11 protein-coding genes and 2 tRNA genes are annotated in these 15,964 nt (G+C 55.1%); 11 read left to right on the top strand and 2 right to left on the bottom strand.

Annotation, left to right across the window (positions count from 1 at the left end):
* Positions 1 to 52 precede the first annotated feature (52 nt).
* Positions 53 to 126 (bottom strand) — tRNA-Gly (locus CI070_RS09725).
* 142 nt (positions 127 to 268) lie between these two features.
* Here CI070_RS09725 and CI070_RS09720 point away from each other — a divergent pair.
* From CI070_RS09720 to CI070_RS09665, 10 genes are all read left to right on the top strand, one after another.
* Positions 269 to 342 (top strand) — tRNA-Gly (locus CI070_RS09720).
* 36 nt (positions 343 to 378) lie between these two features.
* Positions 379 to 1,053 carry a hypothetical protein gene (locus CI070_RS09715; protein WP_143247162.1) on the top strand — a complete coding sequence of 225 codons (675 nt, stop codon included), beginning with the start codon at positions 379 to 381 and terminating at the stop codon, positions 1,051 to 1,053.
* 24 nt (positions 1,054 to 1,077) lie between these two features.
* The gene (locus tag CI070_RS09710; RefSeq protein WP_094135366.1) at positions 1,078 to 2,292 is read left to right on the top strand and encodes a hypothetical protein; all 1,215 of its coding nucleotides are present in this window, start codon (positions 1,078 to 1,080) and stop codon (positions 2,290 to 2,292) included.
* 92 nt (positions 2,293 to 2,384) lie between these two features.
* The gene (locus tag CI070_RS09705) at positions 2,385 to 4,592 is read left to right on the top strand and encodes a polysaccharide biosynthesis tyrosine autokinase (protein ID WP_094135365.1); all 2,208 of its coding nucleotides are present in this window, start codon (positions 2,385 to 2,387) and stop codon (positions 4,590 to 4,592) included.
* Between the two features lie 11 nt (positions 4,593 to 4,603).
* Positions 4,604 to 5,209, top strand: coding sequence for a polysaccharide biosynthesis/export family protein (locus CI070_RS09700; protein WP_094135364.1), 606 nt, complete (start codon positions 4,604 to 4,606; stop codon positions 5,207 to 5,209).
* 573 nt (positions 5,210 to 5,782) lie between these two features.
* The gene (locus tag CI070_RS09690) at positions 5,783 to 6,316 is read left to right on the top strand and encodes a hypothetical protein (RefSeq protein WP_094135362.1); all 534 of its coding nucleotides are present in this window, start codon (positions 5,783 to 5,785) and stop codon (positions 6,314 to 6,316) included.
* 65 nt (positions 6,317 to 6,381) lie between these two features.
* Positions 6,382 to 6,975, top strand: a complete 594-nt coding sequence (ruvA, locus tag CI070_RS09685) for a Holliday junction branch migration protein RuvA (RefSeq protein WP_094135403.1) — start codon at positions 6,382 to 6,384, stop codon at positions 6,973 to 6,975.
* 226 nt (positions 6,976 to 7,201) lie between these two features.
* Positions 7,202 to 8,227, top strand: a complete 1,026-nt coding sequence (gap, locus tag CI070_RS09680) for a type I glyceraldehyde-3-phosphate dehydrogenase (RefSeq protein WP_012420455.1) — start codon at positions 7,202 to 7,204, stop codon at positions 8,225 to 8,227.
* Positions 8,228 to 8,394: 167 nt separating this feature from the next.
* Positions 8,395 to 9,606, top strand: coding sequence for a phosphoglycerate kinase (locus tag CI070_RS09675; protein WP_094135361.1), 1,212 nt, complete (start codon positions 8,395 to 8,397; stop codon positions 9,604 to 9,606).
* A gap of 245 nt (positions 9,607 to 9,851) precedes the next feature.
* On the top strand, positions 9,852 to 10,832 hold the full coding sequence (locus CI070_RS09665; RefSeq protein ID WP_094135359.1) for a hypothetical protein: 981 nt from the start codon (positions 9,852 to 9,854) through the stop codon (positions 10,830 to 10,832).
* Between the two features lie 150 nt (positions 10,833 to 10,982).
* Here CI070_RS09665 and CI070_RS09660 read toward each other — a convergent pair whose 3' ends face one another.
* A complete protein-coding gene (locus CI070_RS09660) occupies positions 10,983 to 12,917 on the bottom strand; it encodes a glycoside hydrolase family 97 protein (protein WP_094135358.1) in 1,935 nt (644 codons plus the stop codon).
* Between the two features lie 378 nt (positions 12,918 to 13,295).
* Between CI070_RS09660 and CI070_RS09655 the strand changes: the two genes are divergently transcribed.
* On the top strand, positions 13,296 to 15,812 hold the full coding sequence (locus tag CI070_RS09655) for a protein kinase domain-containing protein (protein WP_179218288.1): 2,517 nt from the start codon (positions 13,296 to 13,298) through the stop codon (positions 15,810 to 15,812).
* Positions 15,813 to 15,964 lie beyond the last annotated feature (152 nt).

Here is a 15,964-nt window from a genome sequence, read left to right as displayed (position 1 = left end):
AAAGGAACAAAAAACCGCAAGTCTTGATAAAGAATAACTTGCGGTATAAAACTGGTACGGGCGATGGGAATCGAACCCACGTCTCAAGCTTGGGAAGCTCGCGTCCTACCATTGAACGACGCCCGCATGAAATGCGGATGCCTATTTAGCGGCAGAAGGCCCGGATGTCAAGACCACAGAAAAAACGTGTCCTCTTTTTTGTTATTTTAACGCAGTAATGAAAAAAAACTTGTCTTATTCCGTGATTTGAACATAATACGTCCGTTGCGCGGGTATAGCTTAATGGTAAAGCTCCAGCCTTCCAAGCTGATTATACGGGTTCGATTCCCGTTACCCGCTCCATCTTTTTATTAAATTCACCTGCTAAATACTTCCTTTATGAAAGCCAGGTTTATGACAAAGGCGGCGCTTAGTGCGCTGGCGCTTGCGTTTGCGGGCGCTCTTCCCGGTATAGCTCAGCAAACTGCTTCTCCGGCAGTCGCTCCGGCTGCTGATTCGGTTAAAGCCTCCGCTGTTGAAAAGGCTTTTATGAAGAAAATGGCGGATATTGTTCAGGCTGGCCTGAAAGCTGGCGCTCTGGATATGAAGGTTGTGTCCGGAGTTTTGAATGAAGCTGCCAAGGCCGGCGTGTCTGATCATGTGATGGGGACTATGGTGTCTATGGCTGCGGGCGCTTTCCCGTCCAATGCTCCTGCCGTCGCTTCCGCCGCCGTTCGGAGTTATGGGCCGGACGTGAAGGAAGAACAGGTGCGCAATGTGATTGCTTCCGCCGTTTCCTCCCAGCCCCACCCGTATGTGTCTGTGGCTCCTATTTCGGAAGCGGTTGAAAAAGCTTTGGGCAATTCTCCGGTAGCCGCTGCTGTTCCTTCCATTGCTGTGGGCGTGGCGGAGCAGACTCCCGATAATCCCCTCACAGGGGTAACGGCTCAGGAACGCGGCTTGGTAAAACCTAATGAAGATGTTCCCGGAGGCTCTCTGGTTCTTCCGGGCGGTCTTCCTATAGGCGGTACGCCCTTCGGCCCTGCGCCCGTATCCAATCCTGCCGGCAATTAACCTGATTCTTATTTAGCAAATAACATGAAGAGCCTTTTTTATCTCTCCCTGGTGGGCGCCGGCATGTTTGCCGTTCATGCCAACGGGCAGTCTCTGTACACGCTGGCAGGTCCGGTTGGCCTGGAGGAGTCCCTTCCTCTTAAGTGGTCTTTCAATCTGGCGGGAGGGTATGACGATAATGTCAACGCCTCCAATTACAAACAGCAGGAATCCGCGTTCATCAGCACGGACATCGGCGCTTCCCTGGCCAACTACGATGCCGTGACCCAGTATTCTTTCTCCGCCAAGCTCGGGGGTATTTTTTACCTGAAGGATCTTGATGGAGGAACAAATGAAGCCCTTTCCAATTCCACGCTGTCCGCCAAACTTTCCCATAGTTTTGACCAGACGTTGCGCTATAACGGCGCCGTCTCCTTCGCGTGGCAGCCGGAACCCAACTATTCCAACGGTATTGCCAATGCCCGCCGGGATGGCGACTACATTTACGTATATGTCTCCAGTTCCGTGAGCAAGGCGTGGACTTCCCGTTATTCCACAACGCTGGGCGCCAATTTCTCCATGATCGACTATCAGGAAGACTCCGCCAAGACGGATAACCGCGATTATGTCGGCATGAATTTCACCAACCGGTACAAGTGGACGGAACGCCTGGCTATTTCCCTGGGCTGGAACGGTTCCTACTGTAATCGCGAATACGGCAACAACGAATTTTCCAACTTCGTCATGGCCGGCGCTGAATACGCGGTGAGTGAAAATACCTCCGCCACGCTGCGCGTAGGTCCGCAATTCAAATATGTTGAGAATTACGGGACAAAAACCTATCCTTCTGCGGAATTCGGCTTAAACCACCGTGTGAGCGACCGTTTCATGCTTGGGACGTTCGTCCGTTATTCCAACGAAGCGGTGAATACCTATATCCCTTACAACGGCGCCAGCTATTACTCCAATGAAACGTGGCGTTTCGGGATACACAGCACGCTGAAGCTGACGCACCGCGTCAGTCTGAATTGCGGAGCGAACCTGATTGCCAGCGATTATACGCGTCCCAGCTCCATCGGCAATAGCGACACGTCCAACCTGACTTTCAATGCTACCGCCGGTATCAAGCTTCTGCTGACGAATGCCCTGGCTCTTACGGCCCAATATTCCTACACTAACGGTTCCTACAGCGGCTATAACTACCCGATGCCCTCCTACAACCGCAATGTGTTCTCCTTCGGCATGAATTACAGCTTCTAAGTCTTGACTGACCATTAATGCCTTTACTCCTCTAATTGCGAATTTTCATTCACAATTAGAGGAGTTTTTATCTTACTGCCTTACTATATTTCATGAGTGCCCAGGATCAGCAGAACAGTGATCGCATCGTACGCAATATTGACTATTTGCAGGTTTTAAAAAATCGCTGGAAGGAAGTCTTTCTTGTCTTCCTTCTGGTGCTGGTCATTTCCGTGGTAGTGACTTTCCTGATGCCGCCCTCCTACCGGGCGACCAGCCAGTTCCAGATTAAACTGCCCAAGCCTGTGATGGATATCGGCAGAGGGGGGGACGTAGTTGCCACTTCCAATGTGACGGCCAACTACATTCCCATGCAGTATTCCGTGCTGACTTCCGCCGAAGTGCTTAAGGTGGTATCCAGGAAACTGAACCTTGCCGCGGAATGGGGGATGACGGATGAAATGGCGGCGACCAATCTGTTCGGCATGATCAAGGTGGCCCCCGTGCGCGCCACGGACCTTGTGGACGTTATTGTGTCCGGTCCGGACCCCAAACTGGTGCAGAATATCGCCAAAGCGGTGCCTGAGGCGTACAAGCAGGACCGTGAAATGCGCGAGAACCGCCTGGTGGAAACTGCCATCAAAAGTCTGAAGGATGTCCTCCGGGAACAGGAGGATGCCGTCAATGAAAAGATGATGGCTCTCAAAAAGCTGATTGCGGAGAGTTCCTACCTGCCTACGTCCTGGAGAAACGGCGAACACCGCAGCACCCTGACGGCCGGCATGGAAGAGGAGGAATTCCGGAACGCCAAAGCGCAGGCCATGGATTTTGAAAGGAGAGAAAAGGAACTGGCTTCCTATGTGCAGGAATTGCAGCGTCTGCCCGACGACAAGTTGCTGGATTACGTAATCAGTTCCGATTTGCTGAATGCGGAGACTGTGGGGGCGGATGCTCTCCGTAAGACCTATGCCGAATTTTCCGACAAGCTCAAGGAAAAGGAAAATCTGAAGTCCCAGAATATAGGCCCCAAGCATCCCAAAATGCTGGCATTGCTGGAAACGGAAAGAATTCTGGGGGATAAGCTGAACAAGGAATTGATAGGCCTGCGTTCTTCCCTGAAGAGCAAGCTGGAAATGGTTGCCGCAAGCCGGAAGCACTGGGAGGCGACCGTTGCCCAAAAAGAGGAAGATCTCCAGAAGCACGTTCTGCAGGTGCCCATGTATGAACAGGCCAGCCGTGATTATGACGCTGCGCTGGATCAGCTTAAGGAACTGGATTCCCGATACAAGGATGAGATTGCCCGTTTGCGCGTACCCCGTGAAGCGATTGAAATGTATCAGCTGCCGACCTATCCTGTTGCTCCTTACAAGCCGAATGTGACTATTAACCTGGCGGTGGGAGCGGGCGCCGGGCTGCTGCTGGGCATCGGGTTGGCCCTGCTTCTGGAATTCATGGATACTTCCGTGAAGACCATGGAAGACGTGGAACGGGCTCTTCAGGTTCCCGTACTGGGCATTATTCCCAAGAATGTGCCGATTTTGCATTCTTCCGGTGTCATGGGGCCGGACGCGGAAGCCTACCGCATTTTGCGGACGAACATCGAATTCAACAAGAAAGGGCTGGAGGAAATTTCGCTGACCTTTGTTTCCGGCAGCGCCGGGGAAGGGAAGACCACCACTCTGTGCAACCTGGCCTATATCTGCGCCCAGGGGGGATATGCCACCCTGATGATCGACGCCGACCTGCGCCGTTCCAAGCTTCACCGGTATTATGAGCTGGACAATGAGCTGGGGTTGACTTCCTATCTGCTGGAAGATTATCCGCTGGAGGAAGTCATTTTTCAGACGCCCATTGAAAACCTGTATGTCATGCCTGCGGGGCCCACTCCCTTTGATCCTTCGGGCGCCTTGAATTCCCGCAAGTTTAACGAATTGCTTCAGGAAGTGAAGCAACGTTTTGACATTGTGCTGGTGGATTCCCCTCCCATCCTGGGGGTTAGCGACTCCGCCGTCATTGTGAGCGAGGTGGACATGACTCTCATGGTTGTCCAGCCCCGCAAACTGCCGCTGAAAGCCCTGTTGAGGCAGAAGCAGGTAATTGAGTCCGTGGGCGGCAATCTGGCCGGCGTGGTGATGAATAATGTGGACATTACGTCTGATCACCAGTATCAGTATTACACAACTTACTATTCCTACTATTCTACGGATGGCTCTTCCTCCGGCGAGAACGCGGAAGCCTCTTCCATGAAGAAGGCGGAACGTTCCGGAAAGGCCAAGGAACTGGCGGCCACCCAGTCCCATGATAGTGAAGATTTGTATTAACCCATTGCTCCATGAGAAAATATATTTGTTCCATCCTTTGCCTTATGCTGGGTTCGGCGGGGCTGGTCTGCGCCCAGTCTCCGGATGCCGTGCCGCCCCAGGGCACCATTGAAATCCAGGTGCGCGGCATCCCCGCTGACGACGCTACCGCCATTTCCGGACAATATCTGTTGGACGGGAACGGGACGATACGCATGCCCCAGCTTCCTCCTGGGCAGGATGTGCTGCGCGTGGTAGGCAAAACGGCGCGCCAGATTGAAGATATGCTGATGGCCGCCTATAAGAAGGCGGAGCTGTACACGGCTCCTACGTTTCTGGTGAAGGTGCAGAGTTCTGATGCGCGGCTGACGGAACACATCGTTCTGGTCAGCGGCGGCGTGGCGATGAAAAAGAATGTTTTATGGCGGCGCGGCATGACGCTTCTGGAAGCGATTGTGGGCGCCGGCGATATCACGGACTGGGGTTCCCGGTACGTGCAGGTGACGCGCGGCGGAAAAACCGTGACGTATGATTACTTTTCCATTAAGGACAGGGCGATTCCCATCCAGCCCAATGACCGTATTTTCGTTCCCCAGCGCGGGATTTTTGAAGGGCGCCCGGCCAAACTTCTTCCCTGAGGCATTTTTTTCATACCCGGCTTTCCGCAAGGAAGCCGGGTTTTTTTGTTGGGGCCGGTTGCCATGGCGGGGGGAATATAGGAAAAAACGCGGATGAAGGTGCTTATCGTCAGCGGTTAATGAAAGCAGGAGAGCTTTTCATGGCTCTTTTTCAGGCCTTTTGCCGGAAATGAACCGTTTTTGGGGAAGCCGCATGGCGGAATCAGGAGGAGAAAGAAGTTGTTCCCAGAAGATTTGCGGCATCGGAAAGGAACGCCTGAAAAAAGGATGGAGGCGAGATTTTTCTCCAGTTTCTTTTGTTCATTGGGAGGAAAGGCTTAAGAGCCGGAAAAAATTTAGGGGGATAAGTTTCCCGATTGGCGCGTAGGCCCTTTTCACATGATTGGCCGGTATGGTCTCCGGGCATATATTGCGGTGAAATGAGTTTAGTATGAATGTAAAAAACAGAAAAACAAAGAAAAATGTTGAACATTATTAAACTCAATGCATTTTTGGAATCTCCAAAATATGTTAGAGTTTCGTGCGGAACGGCTGCATGAAGCTTCGTAACTCCAATATGAAAACCCGTTAGTCATGATATACCGTTTCAAGAAAACATTTATCGGTGTGGGAGGGCGTGAATATATCAGCAATCCCAAATTGAGCTTCCCTGAGCATGTCAAAATCCGCCGCCGCGGAACGAACCCCAGGTCCGGGCAGCCTTATACGGAGGCAGGCAGCGCCTTTGTGGAGACGTCCGCCGTCGCGGCCCGGCTCGGCTGCAGCGCGTCCGCCGCGCGCCAGTATCTGCACCGCCACGGCGTCCGTTTCCGGGTAGTCCGCAAGGGCACGGGTTCCCTGGCCCTGTACTGGCGGCGGCTGGATGTGGACCGGGTTCTTGCCGGCCGGGAGCCCGTGCGCCGCCGCGTTCCCCCGTGTTATATGGATATGGCCGGGGCCGTCAGCATGCTGGGAGTCGTCCGCAGCTATGTTTACAGGCTGGTGAAAAAAGGGTTGTTGCGTGAATACAGGTGCCGGATGAAAACAGCCCGCGGACTGCGCGTGCGCTGCTTTTACCACCGGGAGGATCTGGAACACGTCAGGCTGCATGTGCTCCAGAAAAGATGACGGAAGCAGTTCCGGCGGATGCGTTTTTGGCTTGCGCGCGGGCCGGATTGTGTCACGTTAAGGGCATGATAGCTTTTCTGCGCGGCACGGTGGCGGAATCGTATCCCCAGCGGTTGATCCTGGATGTTCATGGGGTGGGGTATGAAGTGATTGTTCCCCTGTCCACGTTTGACAGGCTGAATCCCCTTCCCGGCAGGGAGCTGACGCTGAAGACCTACCTGCATGTCCGGGAGAATATGCAGGTGCTGTATGGTTTTGCCACGGATGCGGAGAGGGATATCTTCCTGCTGCTGATTGAGCGCGTTTCCGGAATAGGCCCGGCCACGGCGATTGCCATTTTGGGGTCCCTGTCCGTGGAGCAGTTCAAGCAGGCGGTTGTGGGCGGAGACGTTTCCGGCATTGCGCGGGCCAAGGGAGTGGGCAAGAAGACGGCGGAGCGCATCGTTCTGGAGCTGAAAGATAAGGTGGGCCTGGCCGCCACGTGGGAGGCCCAGGCCCAGGGCGCTACTTCCCAGGCCGCCGGGGACGCGGAATTGGCGTTGATTGCGCTCGGGTTCAAGCAGACGGAATCCCGCAAGGCGATTGCCGCCCACCTGAAGGAGCATCCGGATGCGGATGTGGACGCGCTGATACGCGCCGCCCTGCGCTCCATGAATTGAAGGTGCTTCCTGCATAAGGCGTGTGTGTTTGCAAGTTTTTGATTTTCATGGGGGAGCATGTTCGCCTGAAAGAGCGTTCCCTGTTTGCGGAAGCTCGGGAGCATACTGCCATGATGGGGGAACAATAGTGTTGACGGCTGGTTGAAACATTTCTAAACTTGCAGCGTCCATGGTACTTGAATAAGTCCGGGACTAGTAATTAATCAAATCTGAAGCCCTCAATCTTATGGCCAAATATGCTATTAACGGTTTTGGACGCATTGGTCGCAACGTACTGCGCGCCATGTCCAAGGAAGAACGCAACAAGGTTGTTGCCATCAATGACTTGACTCCTATCGAAACGATCGCCCACCTGCTTAAGTATGACTCCACGCAGGGCAAGTTTGACGGTGAAATTTCCATCGAGGGTGATTATCTGGTCGTTGACGGCCACAAGATCCTCATTACTGTGGAACGCGATCCCGCCAACCTTCCCTGGAAGGACCTGGGCGTAGACGTCGTTCTGGAATCCACCGGCCTGTTCACCAAGCGCGACGCCGCCAAGAAGCACCTTGACGCCGGCGCCAAGAAGGTTCTTATTTCCGCCCCCTCCCCGGATCCGGATCTGACTTTCGTTCTGGGCATCAACGACAGCGAATACGATCCCGCCAAGCACGACATCGTTTCCAACGCTTCCTGCACCACCAACTGCCTTGCTCCGATGGTGAAGGTGCTGGACGACAAGTTCGGCGTTGAAAAAGGCATGATGAGCACGATCCACTCCTACACGAACGACCAGCGCATTCTGGACCTTCCGCACAAGGATCCCCGCCGTGCCCGCGCCGCCGCGATCAACATCATCCCGACGACTACCGGCGCCGCCAAGGCCATCGGTGAAGTAATGCCGAACCTGAAGGGTTCCCTGAACGGCGCTTCCTTCCGCGTTCCGACTCCGACCGGTTCTCTGACCGACTTCGTGGCCGTGCTCAAGAAGGACGTGACCGTGGAAGAAGTGAACGCCGCCATGAAGGAAGCCGCTGAAGGCCCGCTGAAGGGTATTCTGGCTTACTCCGAGGAAGCCCTCGTTCTTCAGGACATCGTTTCCGATCCCCACTCCTGCATCTTTGACTCCGGCTTCACGTATGTGGTCGGCGGCAACCTGGTGAAGGTCTGCGGCTGGTACGACAACGAATGGGGTTACTCCAACCGCGCCGCCCAGGCCATGAAGAAGCTGGGCGACAGCCTGGGCTGCGGCTGCTCCTGCGGCAAGTAAGTCCCCTCGGACAACGCTTGCTCTTCAGTTGCACGACAAGTCTTGCCGTCCGCCTGTTTCAACTCTCCGGCTTTCCTGGCCGGGTTTGCCGGGCGGGCGGGGATTTATCCGGGAGGGCAGAAATGCCCTCCCTTTTTTATTCATTGAACCAAACAATATAAACCGATATGGCTAAACTTACTGTTCGCGACCTTGACGCCAAGGGAAAGGAAGTCCTCATGCGCGTGGATTTCAACGTCCCTCTCAAGGATGGGGAAATTACCAATGACGCCCGCATCGTGGCCGCTCTCCCCACCATCAAGTTCCTGCTGGACCAGGGCGCCCGCCTCGTCCTTACCTCTCATCTGGGCCGTCCCAAAAACGAACCCGATCCCGCTTTTTCCCTGAAGCCCGTTGCCGCCCGCCTTTCCGAATTGCTCGGCAAGGACGTGAAATTCGTCCCCGCCGCCATCGGACCGGAAGCGGAAGCCGCCCGCGCCGCCATGAAAGACGGCGATGTAGTCCTGCTGGAAAATGTCCGTTTTTATCCCGGTGAAAAGAAAAACGACCCGGAATTCGCCAAGTCCCTGCTGGGCAATGCCACGCTGTTCGTGAACGACGCGTTCGGCACAGCCCACCGCGCCCACGCTTCCACGGAAGGCGTGACGCATTTTGCGGAAAAGAGCGCCATGGGCTTCCTGATTGAACGTGAACTGGAATATCTGGAAGGCAAGCTGGAAAACCCGGAAAAGCCCTTTGTGGTGATTATGGGCGGCGCCAAGGTGTCCGACAAGATTGAAGTGCTCTCCAAACTGATGGAGAAGGCTGATACGTTCCTGATTGGCGGCGCCATGGCCAACACGTTTTTGGCTGCTGAAGGGTATGACCTGGGCGCTTCCAAGATTGAAGGGGACAAGCTGGATCTGGCCCGGGAAATTCTGGAGACGGCCAAGGCCAAGGGCGTGAAGTTCCTGCTTCCCGCAGACGTGCGCGTAGCCATGAAGTTTGAAGACGGCGCCGAAACCTTCTGCACGGCTCCCTTTGCTGAAGGCGGCAAGGTGCCGGAAGGCGGCATGGCCATTGACATCGGCGACAAAGCCATTGAAGAGTTCTCCGCCATCATCAAGGATGCCAGGACCGTTCTGTGGAACGGCCCGATGGGCGTGTTTGAAATGGACTGCTTCGCCAAGGGAACCAAGGAAGTCGCGGAAGCCCTGGCAGATTCCTCCGCCATTTCCATCGTAGGCGGCGGCGATTCCGTGACGGCGGCCAAGAAGTTCAAGGTGCAGGATAAGCTTTCCTTCTGTTCCACGGGCGGCGGCGCTTCCCTGGAACTGCTGGAAGGCAAGGTTCTTCCCGGTGTGGGAGCCCTGACCGACAAGTGCTGCTGCGGCAAGTAACCGTTTATGGCCGGGCGGATGGTTTTCTGCCCGGCGTTCAGAATGGTTTTTTCATTCCCCGCGCCCGTTTTCGGGCGCGGGGATTTTTGATTTGCCGGCTTTCATTGAAAAAGAGCCTGGAAATTCTGCGGGTCCGGCGTTTTGAAGAAGGGGGCATCCCCTTTCATGCCGTCTTTCCGTTCCGGAAAGGAAGACCGTCTTTTTTGAGCTTGCCCTTCATATGGTCCTTGCTAGGCTGAATATATATGAGACTGCTGCATTGTTTTCTGGCTGCCCTTTGGTGGTGTTCTCCCGCGCCGGCTGAGGACATTTCCGCTGCGGAGAAGGCGGAATATGGCGGGTATCCCGGACGGTACGTGCTTTTGGATTCTTCCTCACGGGACCGGCAGAGCCTATCCACTCCCGTAGCTGTCTATGTCCATGACAATGGGGTGGAAGCAGCTCTTATTGGCGCTATTCATGTGGCGGAGCCGGAATATTACGACCGGCTGAACAAGTTGTTCGGCAGGTACGACGTGCTGCTTTTTGAAATGGTTGGCGGGGAGGGGCTCCGGCGGGAGGAGGAGTTGCGCCGCAGGATAGACCGCAGCAAGCCGCTGGGGGGACTGACGCTGGAAGAGGCGCGGGAATGGAACCGGATCGTGGAATGGAGGAAGAAAGGCGAGCAGGAAGAAAAATCTTTTCTGATGGGGCTGCTGGGGGGCGCCTACCAGGAATTGAGCGACATGCTGGGGCTTCAGACCCAGCGTCAGGGCATTGATTATTCCGCAGCTCATTTCGTCCATGCGGACATGACGATGGATGAATTCCGCAAGGCGCAGGCCAGGAAGGGTGAAAGCATCGCCGGCCTGATGCTTAAATCCGTTTTGTCCTCTCTGGTGGAGAAAAACGGGGCGAACCGGGCCGATGAATGGGGGCTGATGGCGGATTTCCTGGCCGGAAATAAAACGGGGCTGAAGAATAAGCTGATGGGCATGATGGCCAATGCTCCTCATGATTTGGAGGATACCGTGATTCTGGAAGGACGGAATGCCAAGTGCATGGAAGTGTTTGACTATTGGAGCGGCAAAGGGGTGCGCAGGATAGGCATTTTTTACGGAGCGGCACATCTTCCCGGCCTGCATGGCGCGCTTCTGGAACGCGGATACCGTCTCCGGGAGGTGCGCTGGCTTCCGGCGTGGAGCACTAAGGAAGAGTGCGCGGACGGGAAGAGCGGGGAAGCCTGATTTTTGTTCCGCCTTTACCGGTTTTTCCGGAGCGGACGGAGCAACGGCGGATAAACATGGTTTTCCGCCGCGCCGCCCCTTAAAAAGGAGAAAAAAGGGGGAGCTCCTTTTTCTCCCTGGGGCAGGATGCCGCTTGCCGGGGAGGAGGAACTACTTTTCAGTAGGAGTCAGTCGGGCGATCCCTCCGCCTTTGATACGCATGGTGAAGGAAAGAGCATTTCCGGAAGCGGCTTTCCGGGTTTCTACGCTCCAACCGTCATTTTTTTCCGCCAGATCCCGGAGAATAGTGGCCCGGTACGCCGTGTTTTTGTCCAGAAAATCCAGAGGAATGGAAATGGTGCGCTCCCTGTCGTCTCCGTTCATCAGAGCGATATACCATTGATTCCCTGACCGCCGGGCGAAGGCGGCGCATTTCCCGATGGCGGACGGCGGCAGGACGACGGTTTCATCCCATACGGAAGGGATGTTCCGGACAACTTCCCGTTCAGGAGATCCCTTCGGAAAAGCAGCTTCCATGTCCGCAGGGTTGGAAACCCAGTGGAGAATGGGGGATGTGTAAATGATGTTGGCCGCCATTTGGAGGGCCCAGGATGAGCCGCGCAGCTTGGGGCCGTGGCCGAAATAGCCTCCCGTGAAATCGGCGTGGCCGGAGACCAGGCGGGTGAAGGGCAGCGCACAGTAATGCTGTCCGCCTATGGCGCCCCAGATGTTCTGTTCTCCTCCGTAGATGCCTTCCCGGCTCATTTCGTGAGGCCAGGAGCGTTCTTCCCCCGTAGGGGTGTTGGCCCCGTGGAAGTTGACCATGAGCTTGTTTTTCGCCAGATTTTCTGCTACGGCGTCGTAGAAGGCCAGGCGATCCCGGGAGGCGGAGTCCATGAAGTCTATCTTGATCCCTTTGATGCCCGTTTTGGCGAGCTCGCCGAAAAAGCTGCGCATGTTTTCCCAGTTGTTGGCGGGGTTGTTGACGTCTGACCACCGCACCCATACCCAGATGCCTACATGTTTGCCGGCGGCGTAGCCGGCCAGCCTGGCCAGTTTGCCCATGCTTTCCGGCAGGGATGGCCCCCATTTTTTCCACCCTTCGTCAACGAGGTGGTATTCCCAGCCGAATTCGGCAGCCATGTCGACAAAAGCGTATTGGTCGTTTTCCAGGACGTTCCCGCGGTCCCACCAGGTCCAGGTAGAGCGGCCCGGCCTGATCCAGGAGGCTTTGGTGCCTTCCGGAAAAAGGTTCCTGTCCGGTTCCGGAGCCAGGGAAGGGATGAGGTCATTCCGGACCAGCCCGTCAAGGTCGTCATTCACCAGGATGACGCGCCAGGGCATTTCCGCGGATGAAGGGGCGGAAAAGCCGCCGGGGTCCTGAAAATATACCGCACGGCATGCGCCATCCTGAAGGGAGAATTTGATGCCGCTCCATTGCCTGTTGAAGTTGGCGGCTTCCTGTATGAGAGCGACGCCTCCACCCGGCAGTTCCGCCGTAACCGGCATGGTGCGGATGTAGCTGCGGGGATTGCCGGGATCTTTTTTGAAATCCGTTATTCTGGAAGGGGCCCAGACTCCCTCGCAGGGGCCTAGGGCTGAGGCCGCGTCCTGGGTCCAGAGGACGGTTTTTTCCGGAAAGGCGAAGGAAGTTTTTTCCTCACTGATGTTCAGTGAGGGGGCGTTCTTCACGTCTTCCGTCCATTCATAGCGGAAGGCGACCCCGTTGTTGAAGACGCGGGCGCGGAGCCGGAGGGAGGAGTTGTTCCCGGAAACCACATATTCATTGAAACGGACGGAGGCGGAAGGGTATTTGCCGCGCGTTTCGAAGGTGTCGCAAACGTTGTTTTTCACTTTTTCCACGTTCCATCCCGTGACGCCTCCGGCAAGGTCTTTTCCATTCACGACAATGCCCAGGCCGGACGGTTCCAGAACCGTTTTGCCGCTTTTTTTCAGGGAATGAGCGGCCTGGCCGCCCGCATGGAGCATCCAGGACAGCTGCCCGTCCGGAGATGGCAGAGTGGCGTGCGTTTCCGCCGCCTGTCCTGCGCCCGGCAGGAGGCATCCTGCCATACCGCTGATGATGAAGAGGGATTTTACAAGCATATCTTTGCCGGAATACGTCCGTTGTTGTCCGTTTATTACAAAATGACGTCTTGATGGGAGGCGTCCGCGAATTTTTTTTCCGGAATGGTCCTCCTGCCGGGCTGCTTTCCGGTCCGCTTCATGGAAGGGAGGAGCCGCACGGGGAGATGGGAGATGACGATATTTTATTTCCTGTTCAATATGTTATGGGGAAATACCGGAAACAGTGACAGTCAGAATAATAATCTTTACAAAGCTGCCGGGAAAGATAATAATGGTGCTACTGATAGGTTGGTAGCGATGGGAAGTGACGGCTCAGATAGTGAACCCGGTTTTCACCATGCGGAAATTCCGGGCAAAGATGCCCGTCCGCATAGTGTTTCCGAACATGAATCCAAATTGACTCCTCCCGAGTCCTGGGACGAGTCTTCCGTTTATTCCAAGGAACTCCCGGACGGAGCGACGTTGGGGCATTATAAAATTTTGAAGGTGCTGGGAAGCGGCGGATTCGGAATTACCTATCTGGTCCGCGACATGATGTTGAAGAGGAAAGTGGTTCTGAAAGAAAATTTCCCCTCCACCTATGCCTACAGGGATCCGTTTACGGGGCGCGTAGTTCCCAATAACGGAAATGACGCCGAGTCTTTCAAATGGACGCTTTCCAACTTTTTGAATGAGGCCCGCATTCTTGCGCGGCTGGATTCCCCCAGCATCGTCCGGGTGCTTTCCATCTTTGAGTGCAACGGAACGGCTTATTTCTCCATGGATTATATTCAGGGGCTTCCCCTGGATTATCTGGGAGAGCAACAGCTGCTGGACGGGAACTGTTACTCCGAGCCCAAGTTGAAAGGATTGCTGGTGCACATCCTCCAGACTTTGGACTACCTGCATAAAAAGGGGATTTGCCACAGGGACATCAAGCCGGGAAATATCCTGCTTACGCAGGAAGGGAATCCCGTGCTCATTGACTTTGGCGCGTCACGCCATATAGAGAGCAATTATACTCAGACCGTTCTGGCGACTCATGGGTTTTCTTCTCCGGAACAGGCTCTGGGCAGAAAGGATTTAGGGCCCTGGAGTGACCTTTATTCCCTGGGCGCCACGTTTTATTCCCTGCTGAAGGGCGTTGCGCCGCCCAGAGGGGAGGAACGGCTGGTCAACGACACCATGCAGCCGCTGGCCGCCTCCTCTGAGCTTTTCGCCAATTATTCGAGGAAGTTTCTGAAAACCATAGACAAGGCCCTCTCCCCCCAGGTAGAAGACCGCTATAAGTCCGCGGAAGCGTGGATTAAGGATCTGGGAGTTGATGGAGGCGCCATTTCAACTATTCAGTTTTCTCCTGAGGAGTTCAAGTCCGCCCGCAAGCGTTTTTTCAATCTGTTCGCCTTATCCTCTTCCCGCTTCATGTCGGAAGGGCAAGGAAAAATGGGGACGGGCTGGAGGAGGGTATTTGGTGGTTTTCTTGTTATCGGCCTTCTTGGCGCGGCTCTGGGCTACTTTGTTTATGACTGGGGAAAGAAGTCGGATGAGGGAGATTTTACCAGCATCATGTCCACGGCCATTCCCCAGATTATTTCAGAGTCAAGGGATGTGTCATTTTTGAGCTCCATGGATCATTTTGACGTCAGGCTGGACAGTCCGTCTTTATCGCGTCATGCCCTTCCATCCGTGCTGCCCGACCGCTTTTCACTCGCATGCGTTCATTTGAGGGCGCTTCAGGAAGACAAAATGTGCCCTCCCCTGTATCTGACCATACGTGATGAGGACGGAAAACTGGTTTCCCGGTCGTTTAACGGCTTTTCCTTCACCCTGATTGAAAGCCCGACGCTTACCGGTTTCCGCTTTGTGGATCTTCCGGCGCTGGAGGTGGATGTCCCTTACAGGTTCAGTTTTGAGACCAAGGATAATGTCCCCCATCCGCTGAAGATTGTTTCTTCCCAGGCTACGACGCTGGAAAGCGGGGAAGTCCTGAAGCCCCATTTCAGATTCATTTGCACGGCGTATGATCCCGAGGTGAGAGCTTCCCTGGACAGTCCGGAGAACAGAAAGCTCCGGGAAATTCTTCTCGCTTCCCGGAAAAGGAACCGCACGGAAATCGATTCCATCGTGCTGACGGAACAGGAGAAGGTCCAGTTGAAGAAATTCGCCAAGGCCGGATATCCCGCCGCCCAGTATAAAATGGCCCGCCTTATTTTTGAACGGGATGGAAGATACGGTCAGGAAGGGGGCGTCTGGCTTTACAAGGCGGCCATGGGCGGCTTTATTGTGGCTCAGCGGGATCTGGCGTTTCTTCTTATAGGCGGGGAGGAGTTTTTCCCGGATCTGCTTCAGTGCCCGGTCAGCCTGTCCCAGAATTATTCCCAGGCGGTGGATTTGCTTTTGATGTCTTTTATGGCGCAGGAGCCTTCCGTCCTGTATATGCTGGGCATTTTGTATTCCCAGGGATGGGGAGTGGATTACTCCGCGGATATGGTCAGGAGGGTGTCCAAGCTGCTGGCAGGTTCCGGTTACGATTTGTCTCGCCTCACTTTGTCGGCCCCCATTTTAGCCCATTGGGAGCTTCTGGGACAGCAGGAGAGAGCTTATACGCGGATGCGCTGCACCGTTCCCGGCAGGAAGATAAATCAATTTTCAGGGGTGCGTCTGGTTCGGACTTCCAAGGAGGGAGGAAGCTGCCTGATTGACAAGGTGATCCTTTTGAGGGACGGGCAGGAAGTGATGTCCCGTTCTTTCTATAAGGATCTTACCTGGGAATCTCCTGTTCTGGAGGTGCCCATGAACATGGAAGATTACGCGAAGGATGTGGATGATTCCGAGTGGTCGATCGAAGTGATCATGGCTCCGGCCAATACGTCCGGCATCATGGAAATGATGAAAAAGAAGGAGCTTTCCGGCGAGAAAGAGCCGCAGGGCTGACGGAAAGGCCGCGGCGGGCTGCCGGTTGTACCGGTTCATATGCAAGTTTCATGTTCCCGCCGGAAGCGTGGCCCTGGCATGGCAAAGGCGGGAGCCGGTGTTACGGGGGGATGATGTTTCCCTTGGACAGGTCCGGCCCGGGGATGGCCGCA

It is taken from the genome of Akkermansia muciniphila (genome assembly GCF_900184965.1).
Lineage (GTDB): Bacteria > Verrucomicrobiota > Verrucomicrobiia > Verrucomicrobiales > Akkermansiaceae > Akkermansia > Akkermansia muciniphila_A.
This window is presented reverse-complemented; position numbering and strand designations above follow the sequence as displayed.